The sequence below is a fragment of the Tessaracoccus lubricantis genome (assembly GCF_039544535.1).
In the GTDB taxonomy this organism is placed as follows: domain Bacteria; phylum Actinomycetota; class Actinomycetes; order Propionibacteriales; family Propionibacteriaceae; genus Arachnia; species Arachnia lubricantis.
In genome coordinates this window covers 77,650-95,523 of sequence record NZ_BAABLV010000019.1, presented here as the reverse complement: position 1 = coordinate 95,523, position 17,874 = coordinate 77,650, and the positions used below count along the sequence as shown (strand labels likewise).

Here is a 17,874-nt window from a genome sequence, read left to right as displayed (position 1 = left end):
CGACCCCCTTCACCCCGCCGACACGCCCGCCATCGGATCCCCGCTCACCCCACGCTCAGGTACGAAGAGCCGCCATCGGCCACCCGCTGGACGTCGACTCCCACCGCAGCATCCGCGCACGCGGCGACGACGACCAGGAGCCCCGAGTGGCTCACCGACAGGTGCGGGCCCAAGCCGTCCGCGGGCCGCGGCCGGCCGTGCGGGGCTCCGCAGGCGTCGCAGGTGCGGTCGATCTCGACGGTGGCCCCCGGCGCCGAATCCCGCGCGACCCGCACCGCATCCTGGAGCAGCAGCGCGCCCAGCAGGCGACGGCCGCGGTCGGCGGGGGCGTCCAACTCGTCGAGCCGAGCAGCCTCCGCCGCCGGCAGCTCACCGGCGCGCCGGATGTCCGCAGAACGCAGGTCCGCCCACCAGATGTCCACCGCAACCAATTTGGATAGCCTTGCCTTGTCAATATGTTCCCGGTGAGGCTACCCTAACCCGGTGCACGCATCCACGACGCTGACCCGCACGGCGGGACTCAGCCCGCTGCCGTCGCTCGACCGCGTCGACGGCAGCGCCCCAGCGCTCCTGGACGGCCACGGTGAGGTCCTCGACCACGCCACGCTCCGCCGCAGGGTGGACGAGCTGGCGGCCGAGCTGCGGACCGGGGACCGCCGGTTGGTGCACGTGCAGCTGCGCCCCACCGTCGACGACATCGTGGGCTACCTGGCGATCCTCGAAGCCGGACACGTCGCGCTGCTCCTCCCAGAGGGCCGTGCCGCGGAGGCCGTGCGCCGCGCCTGGCCCGCAGACCTGTCCCTGGCCGACGGTGCGGTGGCGTTCCTCCATGACGAGCCCGAGCCCCGACACGTCCTCCATCCGGACCTCGCGTTGCTGCTCAGCACCTCCGGCAGCACCGGATCCCCCAAGCTGGTGCGGCTCTCGCACGCCAACCTCACGTCCAACGCCCACGGCATCGCCGCCGCGCTCGGCCTCACCCCGCGTGATCGCGGCGTCACCAGCCTGCCGCTGTACTACTGCTACGGCCTGTCCGTGTTGCACAGCCACCTCGCCGTCGGGGCATCGGTGGCGCTGACCAGCGGCTCCGTCCTCGACGACGACTTCTGGCGGGTAGTCGACTCCGGCGTCTCGACGCTCGCCGTCGTGCCCCACATGGTGGAACTCATGGAGACCACCGGCGTCCTCGAGCGCCCCCACCCGCAGCTGCGGCTCATCACGCAGGCCGGCGGCCGCATGGCGGAGGACCGCGTGCGCCGCACCGCCCAGCTCGGCGAGCGCCACGGCTGGGGCTTGTCCGTCATGTACGGGCAGAGCGAGGCCACCGCCCGCATCGCCATCCAGGACCCCACGTCGACTGCGGCCTCGCCTGCGACGGTGGGGCGCCCCATCCCGGGCGCCGAGGTCCGCATCGACCGGGACGTGCCGGAATCCGACGGTGTCAGCGGCGAGATCGTCGTCAGCGGCCCCGGCGTCATGCTCGGTTACGCGCAGCACGCCGACGACCTCGCCCTCGGCCGCATGGTCACGGGGCTGCGCACCGGCGACCTCGGGGTCTTCGACGGCGGCCTGTTGCGCATCGTCGGCCGACGCTCCGGCTTCGTCAAGGTGCTGGGGTTGCGCATCGACCTCGCGCGCGTCGAGTCGGCCCTCGAGGGCGAGGGCCTGGTGGTGTGCGTGACCGGCGACGACACGGGCCTGCGCGTCGCCGTCGAACCGGTCCCCGGCGAGCGTGTCGACGACACCGCCAGCCGCGTCCGCCGCTTGGCCGGCCACGCGGCAGGCGTCGGGGTCGGCCACATCAGGGTCGCCGTCCAGCCGCTGGCCCGGCTGGGCAACGGCAAGGTGGACCGAGCGGGGTGCGACGCCCTCGTGCGCGCCACCGACCCGGAGGAGTGCGCCGACTCACGCCAGCGGATCGACGCCCCGGGCATCGCCGTCCGGGTTGCCGCGGTGCTCTGCGAGGTGCTCGGCGTGCCGGACGTCGACCTCGACCGGTCCTTCGTCGCGCTCGGCGGCGACTCCCTCACCCACGTCCAGGCCTCCTCGCGCCTCACCGCGCTGCTCGGCGACCTGCCCACCGACTGGCACCATCGGCCCGTCCGCAGCCTCGTCGAGGTCGCCGACGACGACGCCCGGCCGGCGCGGAACCGTCGCTGGCAACGGGTCGAGGTGTCGGTGGTGCTGCGCGCCATCGCCGCGATCATCATCTGCGGCTCACACGCCGAACTCTTCCGCGTCCTGGGCGGCGCCCACACGCTCATGGCGGTCGCGGGCTACAGCACGGCGATGTTCGGCCTCTCCGCAGTAGGTGTCGTGGCCCGCTGGCGCGCCGGCGCCCGGCTGCTGGTCGGCGTGGCCGTGCCCACCGTCGTGACCGCCCTCATCGGCATGGCGTACGGCCGCTACGGCTGGGGCAACGTGTTCATGGTCAACTGGGCCACCGGCAACATCTCCACCCGTGGCCGCAACGAACTGTGGTTCGTCGACGTGCTGGTGTTGGCCGTGCTGGTGGTCACCGCCCTGCTGTCGTGGCCGGCGATCTCACGCCGGTGGAACGACGACCCCTGGCGGGTCGCGTTCGCGCTGCTGGTCGTCGGGCTCGGCTCCCGCTTCATCATCCTCAGCTTCGAACACGACGGGCCCATGCGCGGCGTCCTCCCGACGGTGTTCTGGCTGTTCGCGGCAGGCATGGCGCTCGCGGTGGCCCGCACGCGCCGTCGCACTGAACTGACCCTGGCGCTGGCGCTGCTGGGCACGCTGGGCTACTTCCCCGACAACACGGCCCGCAACCTGGTGATCGCCGGCGGCATCATCGCACTGGCGCTGCTGCGCAGCGTCCCCGTGCCCAGAGTGCTGGTGCCCGTCGTCACGGTGCTCGCCGCCGCGAGCCTGCACATCTACCTCGTCCAGTTCCACGTGCTCACGCTCGTGTCCCGGACGCTCACCGACCACGGGCTGGTGCGCACCGTCGCCGGCCTCGTGGTCGGCATCGTGGTCTGGCGGCTCACCGCCACCCCCATCGCCCGCCTGCAGGACCTCCTGGTCCCGCTGCGCCGCACATCCCCCACCTCCGAGAGGACCATCCCGTGACCCCGCATCTCAGCCGCCGTCTGCTGCTCACCGCGCTCGCCGTCGCACCGCTCGCCGCCGTTGCCGCGTGCGGACGTGACGACGGCGGCGAGGAGTTCGTCGCAGACCCCGAGGCGCTGCTCATCTACTCCTCGCAGCACGAGAACGTGACCAAGGCCTGGGCGGAGGCGTTCACCGCCGCCACCGGCGTGAAGACGCAGGTGCGCAAGGGCTCGGACTCGTCCATGGGCCACCAGATCGTGCAGGAGGGCGACCGCAGCCCCGCCGACGTGTTCCTCACCGAGAACTCCCCTGCGATGACGGTGGTGCAGCGCGCCGGGCTCCTCGCGCCCGTGGCCGCGGCCACCCTGGCGCAGGTCCCCGACGACATGTCGCCGTCGAGCAAGGACTGGCTGGCCATCGCCGCCCGCTCCACCGTGCTGTGCTGGAACCCGTCCAAGATCAGCGAGGCAGAACTGCCCGCGTCGATGATGGACCTGGCGGACCCGTCGTGGGACGGCCGCTGGGGCTGCGCGCCCGGCGGCGCCGACTTCCAGGCGATCGTCGCCGGCATGCTGGCCGACCGCGGCGAGGAGGAGACCGCCGCGTGGCTCGAGGGCCTGCAGCGCGGCGCCAACGCCTACCAGAACAACATCGCCACCATGAAGGCGGTCAACGCGGGCGAGGTCCCCGTCGGCGTCATGTACCACTACTACTGGTACCGCGACCAGGCCGGCACCAAGGAGGGTTCGGGCAACACGCAGCTGCACTACTTCGGCAACGAGGACCCCGGTGCGTTCGTCTCGCTCTCGGCGGGCGGCGTGCTGGCCAGCAGCGACAAGGCCGAGCAGGCGCAGCAGTTCCTGGCGTTCGTCACCTCGCCCGAGGGGCAGAAGGTCCTCGTCGACTCCAAGTCGATGGAGTACGCCGTCGGCGTGGGTGTGCCGTCGGACCCCGCGCTTCCCCCGCTGGACACCCTGGACAACCCGCCGGTGGACCCGTTCACCCTCAACTCCGACGAGGTCACCCGGCTGATGACCGATGCCGGCATCCTCTGACCGACCCTGGCTCCAGGTGGCCGCCGCGCTCGTCGCGGCGGTCGTCCTGCTCCCCATCGTCGTGACGGTCGCCAGCGGGTTCGGCGCCGGCTGGTCCGAGGCCGTCGCCTACCTGTTCCGGCCGCGCATCGGGATGCTGCTGACCAACACGGCGGTGCTGATGGCCATCACGCTGCCGGCGTCGCTGGTCCTCGGGACTGCCGCGGCGTGGCTCGTGGAGCGCACCGACCTCCCCGGCGCAGGCGTGTGGCGCGCGCTGATGCTCGCGCCGCTGGCCGTGCCCGCGTTCGTGGCCAGCTACGCCTGGATCTCGTGGCAGCCGTCCCTCGTCGGGCTGGGCGGCGCCGCGCTGGTCACGACGCTGGCCTACTTCCCGTTCGTGTTCCTGCCGGTCGCCGCACTGCTGCGGGCGCTCGACGAGGGCGAGGAGGAGGCGGCCCGGTCGTTGGGCCTGGGCCCGTTCGCGGCCTTCCGCCGCGCGGTCCTCCCGCGGCTGCGCCCGGCGCTGAGCGGGGGTGCGTTGCTGGTCGCGCTCCACCTCCTCGCGGAGTACGGGGTGCTGGCGATGATGCGCTACCAGACGTTCACCACCGCCATCCTGCAGCAGTACGCCGTCGGGTTCAGCGACGCCCAGGGCTCCCTGCTCGCCTCCGTGCTCCTCCTGCTGTGCCTGGGCCTCCTCACCCTCGAAGTGGTGGCGCGGGGCCGCCGTCGGGTCGCCCGGATCGGCTCGGGCAGCATGCGGCCGCCGTCGAGGGTGCCGCTCGGCCGGTGGACGTGGCCCGCGGTGGTGGGCCTCACGCTGTTGACGGCATTGTCGACGGCGGTGCCGGTCGTGCTGGTGGTGCGGTGGCTGATCACCGGCACCAGCCAGTCGGGCGCCGTGGCCGACGACCTACTGCGGGTCACCGGCTCGACGCTGGGCCTCGCCCTACTCGGCGGCCTCACCGCCGTCGTCCTGGCGCTGCCCGGAGCGCTGCTGTTGAGCCGAGGCGGTGGGTGGGTCGCGACGCTGCTGGAGCGGGCCACGTTCGTGGGCAGTGCGCTGCCCGGCGTGGTGGTGGCGCTGGCGCTGGTCGGGCTGGCCGTGACCTGGGCCCCGGGGCTCTACCAGACGGTGGCGCTGGTGGTGCTGGCGTATGCGGTGCTGTTCCTGCCGCGGGCCATGGTGTCGCTGCGTTCGGGGCTGGCCGCGGCGCCGCCCGAACTGTCCGAGGCCGCCCGGTCCCTCGGGCACGGCGGGGCAGGCGTGCTGCGCCGCGTGGTGCTGCCGCTGGCCGCGCCGTCGGTGCTGGCCGGGTTCGTGCTGGTGGCGCTGGCCATCTCCACCGAGCTCACCGCCACCCTGCTCCTCGCCCCCACCGGCACCGACACGCTGGCGCTGTCGTTCTGGGCGGCCAGCGACGAACTCGACTATGCGGCGGCTGCACCGTACGCCGCGGTGATGATCGTGCTGTCGGTGCCGCTGACGGTGGTGCTGCGGCGCCAGATCACCCACGACAGGAGGGCGACGAGATGAGCGAGGTGGAGGTGCGCGACCTCCGCGCCGGATACGGGACCAACGAGATCCTCCACGGCGTGAGCCTGAACGTCACCGAAGGCGCGACGACCGCCATCCTCGGCGACTCCGGCTCGGGCAAGACGACCCTGCTGCGCGCCATCGCCGGGTTCCTGCGCCCCACCGCGGGGGAGATCCGCGTCGCCGGCCGCACCGTCGCCGGCCCGCGCACCTGGGTGCCGCCGGAGCGGCGGGGCGTGGGCTACGTCCGGCAGGAGGGGGCACTGTTCCCCCACCTGAGCGTGGCGGGCAACATCTGCTTCGGCCTGCCCCGGTCCGGGTTGCGGGGTCGGGAGCACACGCACCGTGACCGGGTGGCCGAGCTCCTCGAACTGGTCGAGCTGCCGGCCGAGGTGGCCGGCCGCTACCCGGCGCAGCTCTCTGGCGGCCAGCAGCAGCGGGTGGCGCTGGCGCGGGCCTTGGCCCCGCGGCCGAGCGTGGTGTTGCTCGACGAGCCGTTCTCGTCGCTCGACACCGCGCTGCGGCATGCCACCCGGGAGGCGACCGCGCGGGCGCTGCGGGCGGCCGGGGCCACCGTCGTGCTCGTCACCCATGACCAGGGCGAGGCGCTGTCGTTCGCCGACGAGGTGGCGGTGCTGCGCGGGGGCCACGTGCTCCAGGTGGCGGCGCCCCGCATCATCTACGGCGAGCCGATCGACCCGCAGGTGGCTGCGTTCATGGGCGATGCCGTCATGGTGCGGGGCGAGGGCGTGGGTCCGGAAGTGCGTTCCGGCCTGGGCACCCTGACGGTGGTGGGCTTCGTGCCGCGCGGTGCCGTCGACGTGCTGCTGCGGCCCGAGCAGATCCGCCTGACGTCACCCGAGCAGGGTGCCGTGACCGGGGTGGTCACGACGGTGCGCTTCTTCGGGCACGACGCGGTGGTCGGCCTCGACGTCGCCGGGGACGCCCAGGGGTGGGCCGGCGGGCCGCTGTCGGTGCGGGCCAGGGTGCACGGCAACGAGACCCCGGTGCTGGGCGCACGCGTGGGCCTGCGCGTGGTCGGCCCGGTGCGCGTGTTCAAGCACTAGTCGCCGGGGGAGGGCTGCGGCGACGTCTGCTAGCCTCGGCTCAAAGTGACACGGGGTGCCGCCGTCGGCGGCTGAGATGAGACCCGTCGAACCTGATCCAGTTCGTACTGGCGAAGGGAATGTCCGTGCTGAGCCCATGGCTTCCTCCGCCGCATGCAGGAAGGCATGTCCATGGCCGCATCCACCAGCCCCGCCGTCCAGAAGCCGGCCGCGCCCGCGCTTGCAGACCAGGTCGTCGTCGTCACGGGCGGCGCACGTGGCCTGGGCCGCAGCATCGTGCAGGCGTTCCTCCGCGAGGGAGCGCGGGTGCTGATCAACTACCGCGCCAGCGCTGAGGCCGCCGAGCAGCTCGCCGCTGCCCACCCGGGCCAGGCTGTCGCCGTGCAGGCCGACGTGCGTGACCGCGCACAGGTCGACGCGCTCATGTCGCGGGCGAAGGAGGCGTTCGGGGCGCCGGTGTCCACCGTCGTCAACAACGCGCTGGTCGACTTCTCCTTCAACGGCGACGCGCGAGCCAAGGCCGGCGACATCGCCTACGAGGACCTGGGCAACCAGTTCTCCGGCGTGGTGGAGGGCGCGCTCAACGTGATCCAGGCGGCGCTGCCCTCCTTCGAGCGGGCAGGCTCAGGCCGGGTGATCAACATCGGCACCAACCTGTTCCAGCACCCCGTGGTGCCGTACCACGACTACACCGCCGCCAAGGCGGCGCTGTTGTCGTTGACGCGCACGTTCGCCGTCGACCTGGGCCCGCGCGGCATCAACGTCAACATGGTCAGCGGCGGGCTGCTGCGCACCACGGATGCCAGCGCCGCAACGCCGGATGCCGTGTTCGACGCGATCGCGGCCGGCACGCCGCTGGGCAGCGTGACCACCCCCGACGAGTTCGCCGACGCCATCATCTTCTTCGCCTCCCCCTGGGCCCGTGCCATCACGGGGCAGAACCTCGTGGTCGACGGGGGCCTGGTCAAGAACTGAGTGCCGCCACGGTCACCAGCGGCCGTGGACGTGCTCGCGGATGTACTCGTCGTAGAGCCGTTCGCACGCGGCGAGCTGCTCCTGCGTGAGAGGGGGCAGCGAGCCGGCGGCCGCGTTGGCCTTCGCCTGCTCCGGGCGGCTGGCGCCCGGGATGACGACGGAGACGCCCGGCTGGTCGATGATCCAGCGCAGCGCGAACTGCGCGGGGGTCACGCCGTCGGGGACGATCGACGCGAACTCGCGCGCCGCGGCGACCCCGACGTCGTAGGGCACGCCGCTGAACGTCTCGCCCTGGTCGAAGGATTCGCCGTGCCGGTTGTACGTGCGGTGGTCCTCGGGCGCGAAGGTGGTGGACTCGGTGAACCGCCCCGTCAGGAGCCCGCTGGCCAACGGCACGCGCGCGATGATGCCGACGCCCGCCTCGACGGCGGCCGGGAGCACCTCCTCGAGCGGCTTGCGGCGGAAGACGTTGAGGATGATCTGGATGCTCGCCACGCCGGGGCGGCGCAGCGCCGTCATGGCCTCGTCGACGGTCTCCACCGAAACGCCGTAGTGGCGGATGCGCCCCTCGTCGACCATCTCGTCGAGCACGTCGAAGACGCGGTCGTCCGAGTAGACCGGAGTGGGCGGGCAGTGGAGCTGGACCAGGTCGATGGTGTCGAGGCCCAGCAGCGTGCGGGAGCGGTCGTTCCAGGCGCGGAGGTTCTCGCGGGTGAACTGCTCCGGCACGTGCGGGTTGGCGCGGCGGCCGAGCTTCGTCGCCACCATGATGCCGTCGTCGGCCCGCTCCTTCAGGAACCGGCCGACGAGCTGCTCACTGTGGCCGTCGCCGTAGACGTCAGCCGTGTCGAAGAACGTCACGCCCTCGTCGGCTGCGGTGTGCAGGACGGCCATGGCGGCGTCGTCGCCGACAGCACCCCAGTCGCCGCCGAACTGCCAGCACCCTTGGCCGACGACACCGATGTCGCGGCCGGTCTTACCCAATGTGGACTTCTGCATGCCCCCACCTTGGCACAGCCTCGCGCGGGATGTGTGTCCGGGGTGGCGTGTGGGGTTGGCCGGCCCCTGAGCGTGGCGCGTGCTGGTCCCTGAGCATGGCGCGTGCTCTTTCCTCGCACGCGACACGCTCAGGGACCGGCGGCGGAGGCCGCACCCGCAAACCCTTGACCCCGGTTCTCGCCCCGACTTAGCGTGAAACCCGGGGCCAGGATCCGCCCGGCTCCGGCCACCCGAGTCTTGGAGGCCAAGATGAACCGCATCCGTCTGTTGACCCTGCTCGTCGCAGTGCTGAGCCTGGGGCTCTTCGCCGTGCCCGCCCACTCCGCCACCGTCTTCACCGCCCAACTCAACGGCGGCAACGAGGTCGCCAACGTCGACACCCAAGCCAGGGGTGCCGCGATCTTCCGGCTGTCGGCCGACGGCACGGAGCTGCACTACCGACTGATCGCGTCGAACATCGACGACGTGACCATGGCCCACATCCACCTCGCCCCCGTCGGCGAGAACGGCGCCCCCGTCGTGTGGCTCTACGAGCCCGACGCGGGTGACGGCACCCACAACGGTGTCCTCGCCACCGGCGTCATCACCGAGGCCGACTTCATCAACCAGCTGGCGGGGCACGACATGAGCCACCTGCTCGAACTCATCGAGTCGGGCGGCGCGTACGTCAACGTCCACACGGTCGACAACCCCGGCGGCGAGATCCGCGGCCAGCTGCACTGACGCGGCTCGCGGCTCACGCCGTCAGGCCCTCGACCAGCGCGAACCCCAGGTCACCGGGCGGTACCTCCCAGACGGAGGCCGTGCCGACGTCGACCAGGTAGAGCCGCTGGCCGAGGGCCCACGTGCGGCTCAGCGCCTTGACCGCACCGTCGTCGGCGACGACCGTGTGGGTGAAGACGGCGGCCCGCGGCTCTGCCACGTTGAGGAGTTCCCTCGGCAGGTCGGGCAGCTGGAGCAGGTGGCGCGTGAGGTTCTCCGGCGCCGTCCTCATCGATTCCGGAATCACCACGCCCTCCAGGGCCAGCCGCCGCGCGCTCCCCTGGCGGGTGGCATGCGGCTCGTGCCGCAGCTCCTCCAGCGGCGGCAGCACCCGGCGGATCAACCGCCAGAGCCGGTCTGCCGGTGCGATCGCCACCTCGACCATCGGATGCACCGCACCGACGACCTCCGCACCCTCGTCGTCCCGGGCGACGGTGGCGCGCGACGTGACGCAGATGGCCCAGTCGCGCTCGGCCGCCACGAGCACCGCTGCCTCGAACACGACGTCGCCGAAGCGTGACACGATCCTGCAACCCCGCAGCGACGTCTGCGCGATCACCAGAGCCCGACGCCACAGTGGGTCCGGGCCGCCGTCGGTGATGATGCCGGCCGCCTGCCACAGCGCGAGGCGATCGGGGTCGCCCCCGGGGATCGCGTCGCCGCGGAGGTGTTCGACCGCCTCGGCCCACACCGTGGCATCGACCATGCCGACGTGGAGCGTCGGGTCGTCGGCCTGGATCATCGTGGTCATGGATCAGCTCCCCGTCAGTCGGTCTCGCGGCCGAACGTCACCCGGTAGGCGGTGGTGTCGCCGTTGTAGAAGCGTGCCAGTTCCGCATCGAGCTGTGCCTGCTTGCTGAGGTTCTCGGGCAGGCCCACGCCGTAGGACAGCTCCCGGATGTTGTCCTGGTAGGTCTGCTGCAGGTGCGTGTGGGTGGGGCTCGGGCTGCCCTCGTGGGGGAAGACGATGTTGGTCACGTTCGGTGGTGTGCCGGTGGGGACCCCACCGAGGTCGACGCGGGGCACAGGGTCCCAGCGGTTCTGGTAGTTGTACACCGGCACGTCCTGCGGAATGCCCAACGTGTCGACGGGGGACCCGGCGCTGACCACGCCGCCCACGTCGAAGCGCTCGGAGAAGCCCGGGTCGCGGGCGATGTTGCCGGCGATGATGCCGCCCTGGGAGTGGCCCGTCAGCAACACCTCCGGCCGCGTCCCGTCGAGTGCGGTGCCCCGCGCGGCCATGTCCTCGGCGATGGCCAGTTCGACGGAGTGCATGATCGAGCGGGTGGCAGCGGTGTCGCCGTACCCCACGCCCCGGAGGTTGGCCGCCCAGTCGGTGCCCGTGGGGTTGCCGGCCCAGCCGTTCACGGAGCCCATGCCCTCCGTCGTCCCGGGGATGGACACCACGTAGCGCACCTCGCCGGTGGTGGGGTCCTCGACGGCGGTGACCTGCACGCGGGCCCGGTCTGTGTGGTCCTGGGGGTCGTGGGTGTTGTAGACGTCCATCATGGGGTCGATCAGGGAGTTGATGCCGTCGAAGGCATCGGTCTCGTGGCGCTCGATGTCGGCCGGGCCCGCCAGGTAGGGGCGGCCGTCGTCGAAGAGGTGCTGGTCGGAGTCGGTCAGGAAGTTGGTGGGGACCCCCGCCAGCTGGCCGCCCAGGAACGTGACCTGCCCCAGCACCTCCGAAAGTTGGGGGATCTCGCCCTTGTCGTGCAGGTCGCGCAGCCACGCCGGGGTCGAGCCGGCGGTCTCCACGAAGCGGTCCCAGGCGGTGTCGGCGTGCTCGAGCCGCGACTGCACGTCCGCCGCGACCTCGCGGCCCCACGCCTCGGCGTCCTCGATGAGGTCGGCTCCCCAGTCGAGGCCCTCGCTGATCCGCCCGTCCAGCCACTCGGCGCCCGCGTCGAGCAGGTCGCGGCCGTCGTTGACGAACTCGTTCGCGCCCAGGCTGCCGGCCAGCGCGACGTCGGCGAGGTTGAGGCGGGTCAGCAGGCCGAACGCCGACGTCTGGAACCGGGCACGCATGAACGGGCGGCGGGGGTCGAGTTGCGTCCAGCCGGTGGCCTGATCCCGGAGCCAGCCGGACCCGCCAATGCCGTAGCTCCAGGCGGAGGCGCGGCCGATGAGGGAGTGCTGCGCGGATTGGATCTCGCGGAAGGAGCGTGCCGCGCCCTCGAGCGCGTCCGCGGCCGGGGGCAGGCGTCTGGCCTGCGATTCCAGCGACGACACCAGACGACGGTGGAGCGCCTCCTGCGCGCGATGCGCCTCACCGCTCCACGGACCGACGTCGATCGACGCGTGTGCCTCGAGCTGGCCGTCGAGCTGCCCCTTCACCCGTCTGAGTTGCCCCGCCCTGGCCTGCAGGGCCCCGGGGTTGACGCTGAGACCGTCGTTCCAGTCCATCAGAGCGCCCCGAAGAAGGCCTCAGCGGAGGCGACGGCGCGCTCCTCAGCAAGGCGGTAGGAGTCTGCGGTGGCGGTGAGTGCCGCCGCGTAGCCCTCCAGCGCGTCGACGAGTTCGGCCGACGACGCCTGCCACGCCGCGTCCACGCGGTTGGCTGCCGCCCCGCTGAGCCCTCCGGGAACGGCGTCGGCGACTCCGTCGAGCCTCATCCCGCCCAACGTCGCAGCGATGTCGGCGCCCAGGCCCGCGGCCTTGTCACCGGCCCGGGTGAGCGCCCTGAAGTCGACTTCGTAGTCCACTGCCCCACCTCCGCCCACCACGCTAGCCAGCGGCAGGTTCAGCTGGCCTGAGCATCCGGGCTCGTTCAGCGGCCCCGCGGCACCCCGAAGTGCGCGGCCAGCTCGTCGAGCGTCGGCGACGCCTGCATCCCCAACTCGCGAAAGCGGTACGGCGTCTCAGACGGCGTCAGCACCCACACGCTCACCGTCGACTTCCGCGGGAAGTTGTCCTTCATGGTGTCGGCGATGCGACGGCCCGCCTCCTCCAGGATGGCCCGGTTCACCGTCGGGTCCTCGCTGTCGGAATGCAGGGTGGCACCCATCACGTGCACCTCCTGCGAGATGGGGCGCTGGAGCTCGTACTTCACGTCGGTGACCTCGGTGACGTTGTCGATGCCCACCAGCGCCGCCTCCATGCGCCGCTGCCCCTCCGCCGCGTCGATGGGGTCTGGCTCAGGGGCGCAGCCGAACACGCCGAGCACCGCGACCGTGAGCGCCAGTGTGGTGAGCTTCCGCATACCGGTGATCGTAGCCGTGGCCGGTCCAGGAACTTCGCTAGCCGGCCCAGACGTCCTCGACGTAACGCCCGCTCGTCATCAGCTCGTGGAGCCACGCGACGGCGTCCTCCTCGGACCCGCCGGCGTGGTCCCGGCGCAGCTCACGGAACGCGGCCCGCACGTCCGGCGCCATGTGTCGGCCGTCGCCACAGACCCGCACGTGCGCGCCGCGTTCCAGGAGGCCCCACACCTCGCGGCCCTCCCTGGCGATGCGGTGCTGCACGTAGCGCATCCCGTCCTGCGGGGCGCGGGAGAAGGTGGCCCGCAGGCTGACGACCCCCGCCGCGTCGGCGGCCTCGAGTTCCGCGCGGTGGAGGAAGTCGACGTCGGGGTGGCGGCAGCCGAAGTACAGCAGCAGGGTGCCGCCGGGGGTCACCGTCCTGTCGGCGACGGCCGCGCGGAACGGGGCCAGCCCCGTGCCCGCGCAGACGAGGATCACCGGCACCGACGCGTCGTCGGGAAGCCGGAAGGACTCCTGGCAGCGCACCACCTTGCCGTGGAGGACGTCGTCGGCCTCCGTGCGTTGGAGGAACTCCGACGCCACCCCGGTGTAGGTGCCGACGCCGGCGCGGTGCGGCTCGTCCAGCAGCGACACCATGAGGTCGGCCTCGTGCGGGCTCACCAGCGGGGACGACGAGATGGAGTAGCTGCGCACCCGCATGGGCCGCAGCAGGTCCAGGTACTGCTCGAACGGCAGCGCACAGGAGGGGAACTGCTCGAGGAGGTCGAGCACGCTGCGCTCCTGCGCCGTGACCTGCCGGCGGAACTCCTCACGCTCCAGCCCGGCCAGCCTCGTCAGCTCGCGCCGCTCCGCGTCGTCCCGGGTGTGCTCGACGAGCCTGCCGACGCTGAGCGCGCTGGGCGGGAACCGCAGCTCGAGGAACTCGGCGAGCAACTGGCGCACCGACACCGGGATCCCGACGGGGAGCCCCCGCCGCCCAGCCGCCAACGTGATGGTTGCTTCTGGGTCGAGCCCGAACCGTGCGGCCACCCGGTGCACCAACGGCTCCGGGTTGCGGGGGAGGACGGCGAGGTGGTCGCCCGTGCGGTAGCCCATCGTCGACGGCAGCGCCACGCGCAGGAACCGCTTGGGCTCGCCCCACGGATGGGCCACGTCCACCATCTCGTGGGAGTCGAGCACCGGCAGGGGCGCGAGCTGGTAGCGGTCAGCTAGGAGCTGGAAGGCCTCTGCTGACCGCTGCCCGCCCTGCGCGTGCATCTGACCCCCTACCAGGCGTACGCCTCGGGCGCCGCCCCGCCGGGGCCGGGGAAGATCTCGTCGAGGCGGGCCAGCGCCGAGTCGTCGAGCTCGATCTCCAGCGCGTGCAGGGCGCCGTCGAGTTGCTCCATCGTGCGCGGGCCGATGATGGGCCCGGTGACGCCGTCCTGGTGCAGCAGCCAGGCCAGCGCGACGTCTGCGGGCTTCTCCCCGAGCTCGTCGCAGAACCCCTCCCACTGCTCCAGTTGAGGGCGCATCTCCTCGACGCGCTTGAGCATGCCGTCGTCGGCGCGGCGGCCCTCGTCGAGCTTGCGCAGCACGCCACCCAGCAACCCGCCGCCCAGCGGCGACCACGGGATCACGCCGAGGCCGTAGTGCCTGGCCGCGGGCAGCACCTCGAGTTCGACGGTGCGCGCGGCGAGGTTGTAGAGCGACTGCTCGCTGACCAGACCCAGGCTGTGGCGGGCCCTGGCGGTCTCGACGGCCGCGGCGATGTGCCAGCCCGCGAAGTTCGACGAGCCCACGTAGACGATGTCGCCTGCGGCCACGAGCCGGTCCATCGACTGCCACACCTCGTCCCACGGGGTCGCCCGGTCGACGTGGTGCATCTGGTACAGGTCGATGTGCTCGGTCTGGAGCCGCCGCAGCGATGCGATCGCGGAGCGGCGCACGTTGACGGCCGACAGCTTGGAGAAGTTGGGCCGCTCCTCGTCGAGCGTGCTGCCGTAGCACTTGGTGGCCAGCACCACCTCGTCGCGGCGGCCGGACTTCTGGAACCAGCGGCCGACGATCTCCTCGGTGCGGCCCCGGTGGCCCTTTCCGCCGTAGCCGTTGGCGGTGTCGAAGAAGTTGATGCCGGCGTCGAGGGCGCGGTCCATGATGGCGTGCGCGTCCTCCTCGGAGGTGTGGGGGCCGAAGTTCATCGTGCCCAGGACGAGACGGGACACCTGGAGGCCGGAACGGCCGAGGTGGGTGTAGTGCATGTGGTCTCCTTCAGCGACTCTGCCTGCCTGCGACTCTAGCTCGCCCATCCCTTGCCCCAGCCCGGGGCGGGGACTTAGCGTGGTGCCGCCTCCGGGACGAAAGCAGGAAGCCATGCCCAACGACGAGACTCCCGGCGTCTACATCGACGAGACGCCCGCCGGCCCGGCAACCATCCCGCCGTGGGGCGAGACCGTGGCGGCGTTCGTGGGCCACACCGAGCGCGCGACGGGGGCCGCGGGCGAGGACGTGACGCTCATTCCGCAACGTGTCGGCTCCCTAGCGGAGTTCGAGTCGCTCTTCGGCGGCGCCCAGCCCGAGGTGGGCGTGCGTGTCGACGTGGTCGAGACCCCCGCGGGGCGTGATGTGAGGGCAGCCTGGGCCGACGGTGTGGGGCCGCGGCACGTCGTGCACCCGTCGCTCCAGTTGTACTTCGCCAACGGCGGCAGGAGCGCCCTGATCGTGTCGGTGGGCCGCTTCGGGCCCGACGGTGCGGGCCCGGTGGCCGACGAGCTGCGGGCGGGCGTGGACGCGCTCGCTGCCGTCGACGAGGTGTCGCTCATCGTGGTGCCCGAGACGCGGTGGTTGCCCGAGGCCGAGTACGCCGCCGTGTACCGGCAGGCGCTCGACCAATGCGCCGAGCGGAAGGACCGCTTCGTCCTCCTGGACCTGCCCGGCTCGGGGTCGGATGGCGGTGCGCCTTCGTCGGTGGTGGACCGGTTCCGGGAGGCGGACCTCGGCAGCCATCACAGGTACGGCGCCGCCTACTGGCCCGACGTCATCACCCACCTGCCGCCCGCCGTCGACGAGGCGAGGGTGGAGGTGGTGCACACGGTCGACGGCGTGCCCGGCGCCGCAGTGCCCCTCGCCGAAGTCGATGCCACCCTCGGCACGCAGGTGCGCGCGGCCATCGCCGACCTGAGGGTGTCGGTGCCTCCGTCAGGGGCGGTGGCCGGGGTATATGCCCACTTCGACCGGACCCGAGGGGTGTGGAAGGCCCCCGCCGGCATCGAGCTCAAGGGGGTGGCCGGGCCCGCCGCCGAGCTCACCGCGCGGGAACTCGACGCGCTGCAGGAGCCCACCCGCCGCTCCGTCAACGTCATCCGCCGCCTCGCCGGAAGGGGCATCCAAGTCTGGGGCGCTCGCACACTCGCGGGCGCCGACACGGAGTTCCGCTACGTCAACGTGCGGCGCCTCGTCAGCCATGTCGAGGACTCGGTGCGGCGCGGCCTGTGGCAGTTCGTCTTCGAACCCAACGATGCCGCCACGTGGGCCAGGGTCCGCCAGCTGGTCGACGGCTTCCTGACCGGGCTGTGGCAGGCCGGCGCGCTCGTCGGGACGAAGCCCGAGGAGGCCTTCCGCGTGGACGTGGGCCTGGGCCGGACCATGACGCAGCAGGACGTCGTCGACGGTCTGCTGGTGCTCAGCGTCGGGTTGGCGACGACGCGCCCGGCCGAGTTCATCATCGTGCGCTTCGGGCAGCGGCAGCAGGCGGGCTGATCGGCGCGGAGGCGGGGCTTCAGCTGCCGAGGCGCTCCGCCAGGCCCAGCTTCACGGCCGGCCACTCATCGCGGAGGATCGAGAAGACGACGGTGTCCCGGAAGGTGCCGTCTGCGCGCACCTTGTGCCGCCGCAGCACGCCCTCGCGGGTGGCGCCCAGCTTGGTGATGGCGGCCTGGCTGCGCACGTTGAGCGCGTCGGTCTGGATGCGCACGCGGCCATACCCGAGCGACTCGAACGCCTCCTGCAGCAGGAGGAACTTCGTGGCGGGGTTGACCAGGGTGCCCCACCACGGGCGGCCGTAGACGGTCCACCCCAGGTGCACGGCCTCGTTGGCCAGTTCGGGTTCACCCAACGACGAGGCCCCGACGAGCGTGCCGGCGGGGCCGAGTTCACCGTCGCCCGTGAGCCGAACGGCCCAGGTGACGCGGCCGGAGGGGTCGTCGTTCGGTCGGGCGGCCCAGGAGCTCCACACCCGCTCGAGCGCCTCGTCGTGGTTGCGCGGCGCCGGGTACATGACGAATCCCTGCTCGTGGAGCGCCTGGTCGAGGAGCAGTTGCGCCAGTTCGTCGGCGTCGGACTCGCGGAACGGCTCGAGCCGCACGAGTCGCCCGGCGAGCGGCACGGGGTTGGGCATGCGCGCAGCCATCGTCGCCGCCGCTCAGTACTGGATGCCCAGCGAGTCGTGGGCCTGCTGCATCACCGTCAGTTGGGCGGTGAGGCTCATCAGGGCGTTGCGCACGTCGTCGCCGTCCTCGACGGTGGCGGGGAGCGCCGGGAGGTCGCTGGACGCGTGGGCGTCGAGCACCGGGGTCCAGCCGCCGAGGCGCGCCTCGAGCCCGGCCTTCACGCGCGGCCACTCCTCGGCGATGATCGAGTAGAAGACCGAGTCGCGCGAGCTGCCGTCCTCGCGCACCTTGTGTCGACGCAGCACCCCCTCGCGGACCGCGCCCAGCTTCTCGATCGCGGCCTGGCTGCGGACGTTCAGCACGTCCGTCTGGATCTGCACCCGGGTGTAGCCGAGGCGCTCGAACGCCTGGCCCAGCAGCAGGTACTTGCCCTCCGGGTTGACGGGGGCTCCCCACCAGCGGCGGCCGTAGATGGTGTAGCCGAGGAAGGTGGCCTGGTTGCCGAGGTCGAACGGCCCCAGCGAGGTCGTTCCGACGAGCGTCCCAGCCGGCCCCAGCCCGCCGTCGCCGGTGAGCCGGACGGCGTAGCTGATGCGGTCGGCCTCCCCGGAGCGGTGGCGGTTGGCCCACCAGGTCCAGACGCGGTCGACCGCCTCGGCGTGCGTCCGGGGCGTCGAATACATGACGTACCCGTTGGTGTAGAGGGCAGGGTCGAGCAGCAGGTGAGCGAGCTCATCTGCATCGGATTCGGCGAAGGGCTCAAGCCGGACGAACCGCCCGGTCAATGGCTCAGCGGGAGGCGGCAGTGCGACCATGTGAGAAGAGTAGGGCCGCGCTGCGGGAGCAACGCAA

General features: G+C 72.2%; 17 protein-coding genes and 1 riboswitch. Of the genes, 7 read left to right on the top strand and 10 right to left on the bottom strand.

Translation table 11 applies throughout. From position 1 onward, the window contains the following. Positions 1-44 precede the first annotated feature (44 nt). Complete coding sequence (locus ABEA30_RS06145) at positions 45-422, bottom strand: 4'-phosphopantetheinyl transferase family protein (protein WP_345580538.1); 378 nt, start codon at positions 420-422, stop codon at positions 45-47. 61 nt (positions 423-483) lie between these two features. Between ABEA30_RS06145 and ABEA30_RS06140 the strand changes: the two genes are divergently transcribed. The 5 genes from ABEA30_RS06140 (at position 484) to ABEA30_RS06120 (ending at position 7,691) form a co-directional block, all read left to right on the top strand. Continuing rightward, positions 484-3,093 carry a non-ribosomal peptide synthetase gene (locus tag ABEA30_RS06140; RefSeq protein ID WP_345580535.1) on the top strand — a complete coding sequence of 870 codons (2,610 nt, stop codon included), beginning with the start codon at positions 484-486 and terminating at the stop codon, positions 3,091-3,093. After that, entirely contained in the window at positions 3,090-4,130 is a 1,041-nt protein-coding gene (locus ABEA30_RS06135; RefSeq protein WP_345580532.1) for an iron ABC transporter substrate-binding protein, read from the top strand. Before ABEA30_RS06140 ends, ABEA30_RS06135 begins: the two co-directional genes overlap by 4 nt. A 16-nt stretch (positions 4,131-4,146) precedes the next feature. After that, on the top strand, positions 4,147-5,649 hold the full coding sequence (locus ABEA30_RS06130) for an ABC transporter permease (RefSeq protein WP_345580529.1): 1,503 nt from the start codon (positions 4,147-4,149) through the stop codon (positions 5,647-5,649). After that, positions 5,646-6,716 (top strand): ABC transporter ATP-binding protein, encoded by a 1,071-nt coding sequence (locus ABEA30_RS06125; protein ID WP_345580526.1) that lies wholly within the window; start codon positions 5,646-5,648, stop codon positions 6,714-6,716. Before ABEA30_RS06130 ends, ABEA30_RS06125 begins: the two co-directional genes overlap by 4 nt. 41 nt (positions 6,717-6,757) lie before the next feature. Continuing rightward, a riboswitch (TPP riboswitch) is annotated at positions 6,758-6,853 on the top strand. A 34-nt stretch (positions 6,854-6,887) separates the two neighbouring features. Further along, positions 6,888-7,691, top strand: a complete 804-nt coding sequence (locus ABEA30_RS06120; RefSeq protein WP_345580523.1) for a 3-oxoacyl-ACP reductase — start codon at positions 6,888-6,890, stop codon at positions 7,689-7,691. Positions 7,692-7,703: 12 nt separating this feature from the next. On the opposite strand, the gene ABEA30_RS06115 is transcribed toward ABEA30_RS06120, so the two are convergent. Then, complete coding sequence (locus ABEA30_RS06115) at positions 7,704-8,690, bottom strand: aldo/keto reductase (protein ID WP_345580520.1); 987 nt, start codon at positions 8,688-8,690, stop codon at positions 7,704-7,706. Between the two features lie 249 nt (positions 8,691-8,939). On the opposite strand from ABEA30_RS06115, the gene ABEA30_RS06110 reads away from it, so the two are divergent. Continuing rightward, positions 8,940-9,413 (top strand): CHRD domain-containing protein, encoded by a 474-nt coding sequence (locus ABEA30_RS06110; protein WP_345580517.1) that lies wholly within the window; start codon positions 8,940-8,942, stop codon positions 9,411-9,413. A gap of 13 nt (positions 9,414-9,426) precedes the next feature. On the opposite strand, the gene ABEA30_RS06105 is transcribed toward ABEA30_RS06110, so the two are convergent. From ABEA30_RS06105 to ABEA30_RS06080, 6 genes are all read right to left on the bottom strand, one after another. Further along, the gene (locus ABEA30_RS06105) at positions 9,427-10,203 is read right to left on the bottom strand and encodes a hypothetical protein (RefSeq protein WP_345580514.1); all 777 of its coding nucleotides are present in this window, start codon (positions 10,201-10,203) and stop codon (positions 9,427-9,429) included. A gap of 14 nt (positions 10,204-10,217) precedes the next feature. After that, entirely contained in the window at positions 10,218-11,858 is a 1,641-nt protein-coding gene (locus ABEA30_RS06100; RefSeq protein ID WP_345580511.1) for a hypothetical protein, read from the bottom strand. Continuing rightward, positions 11,858-12,157: a WXG100 family type VII secretion target gene (locus ABEA30_RS06095; protein ID WP_345580508.1), complete on the bottom strand. Its 300-nt coding sequence runs from the start codon at positions 12,155-12,157 to the stop codon at positions 11,858-11,860. Before ABEA30_RS06095 ends, ABEA30_RS06100 begins: the two co-directional genes overlap by 1 nt. Before the next feature lie 65 nt (positions 12,158-12,222). Beyond that, complete coding sequence (locus tag ABEA30_RS06090; protein ID WP_345580505.1) at positions 12,223-12,654, bottom strand: hypothetical protein; 432 nt, start codon at positions 12,652-12,654, stop codon at positions 12,223-12,225. 37 nt (positions 12,655-12,691) lie between these two features. After that, on the bottom strand, positions 12,692-13,912 hold the full coding sequence (locus tag ABEA30_RS06085) for a ferredoxin reductase domain-containing protein (RefSeq protein WP_345580502.1): 1,221 nt from the start codon (positions 13,910-13,912) through the stop codon (positions 12,692-12,694). A gap of 8 nt (positions 13,913-13,920) precedes the next feature. Next, positions 13,921-14,895: an aldo/keto reductase gene (locus ABEA30_RS06080; RefSeq protein ID WP_345580499.1), complete on the bottom strand. Its 975-nt coding sequence runs from the start codon at positions 14,893-14,895 to the stop codon at positions 13,921-13,923. 112 nt (positions 14,896-15,007) lie between these two features. Here ABEA30_RS06080 and ABEA30_RS06075 point away from each other — a divergent pair, with 112 nt between their 5' ends. After that, positions 15,008-16,393: a phage tail sheath family protein gene (locus ABEA30_RS06075; RefSeq protein WP_345580496.1), complete on the top strand. Its 1,386-nt coding sequence runs from the start codon at positions 15,008-15,010 to the stop codon at positions 16,391-16,393. 19 nt (positions 16,394-16,412) lie between these two features. Here ABEA30_RS06075 and ABEA30_RS06070 read toward each other — a convergent pair whose 3' ends face one another. Further along, positions 16,413-17,030 (bottom strand): GNAT family N-acetyltransferase, encoded by a 618-nt coding sequence (locus ABEA30_RS06070; RefSeq protein ID WP_345580493.1) that lies wholly within the window; start codon positions 17,028-17,030, stop codon positions 16,413-16,415. A 24-nt stretch (positions 17,031-17,054) separates the two neighbouring features. Further along, the gene (locus ABEA30_RS06065) at positions 17,055-17,837 is read right to left on the bottom strand and encodes a GNAT family N-acetyltransferase (RefSeq protein ID WP_345580490.1); all 783 of its coding nucleotides are present in this window, start codon (positions 17,835-17,837) and stop codon (positions 17,055-17,057) included. Between the last annotated feature and the right edge of the window lie 37 nt (positions 17,838-17,874).

Bases quoted from the DNA above. Each gene is read 5' to 3' on its own strand.
- ABEA30_RS06085 (WP_345580502.1), bottom strand. From the start codon at position 13,912: ATGCACGCGCAGGGCGGGCAGCGGTCAGCAGAGGCCTTCCAGCTCCTA.
- ABEA30_RS06090 (WP_345580505.1), bottom strand. From the start codon at position 12,654: ATGCGGAAGCTCACCACACTGGCGCTCACGGTCGCGGTGCTCGGCGTG.
- ABEA30_RS06075 (WP_345580496.1), top strand. From the start codon at position 15,008: ATGCCCAACGACGAGACTCCCGGCGTCTACATCGACGAGACGCCCGCC.
- ABEA30_RS06110 (WP_345580517.1), top strand. From the start codon at position 8,940: ATGAACCGCATCCGTCTGTTGACCCTGCTCGTCGCAGTGCTGAGCCTG.
- ABEA30_RS06070 (WP_345580493.1), bottom strand. From the start codon at position 17,030: ATGCCCAACCCCGTGCCGCTCGCCGGGCGACTCGTGCGGCTCGAGCCG.
- ABEA30_RS06120 (WP_345580523.1), top strand. From the start codon at position 6,888: ATGGCCGCATCCACCAGCCCCGCCGTCCAGAAGCCGGCCGCGCCCGCG.
- ABEA30_RS06080 (WP_345580499.1), bottom strand. From the start codon at position 14,895: ATGCACTACACCCACCTCGGCCGTTCCGGCCTCCAGGTGTCCCGTCTC.
- ABEA30_RS06115 (WP_345580520.1), bottom strand. From the start codon at position 8,690: ATGCAGAAGTCCACATTGGGTAAGACCGGCCGCGACATCGGTGTCGTC.
- ABEA30_RS06065 (WP_345580490.1), bottom strand. From the start codon at position 17,837: ATGGTCGCACTGCCGCCTCCCGCTGAGCCATTGACCGGGCGGTTCGTC.
- ABEA30_RS06125 (WP_345580526.1), top strand. From the start codon at position 5,646: ATGAGCGAGGTGGAGGTGCGCGACCTCCGCGCCGGATACGGGACCAAC.
- ABEA30_RS06105 (WP_345580514.1), bottom strand. From the start codon at position 10,203: ATGACCACGATGATCCAGGCCGACGACCCGACGCTCCACGTCGGCATG.
- ABEA30_RS06100 (WP_345580511.1), bottom strand. From the start codon at position 11,858: ATGGACTGGAACGACGGTCTCAGCGTCAACCCCGGGGCCCTGCAGGCC.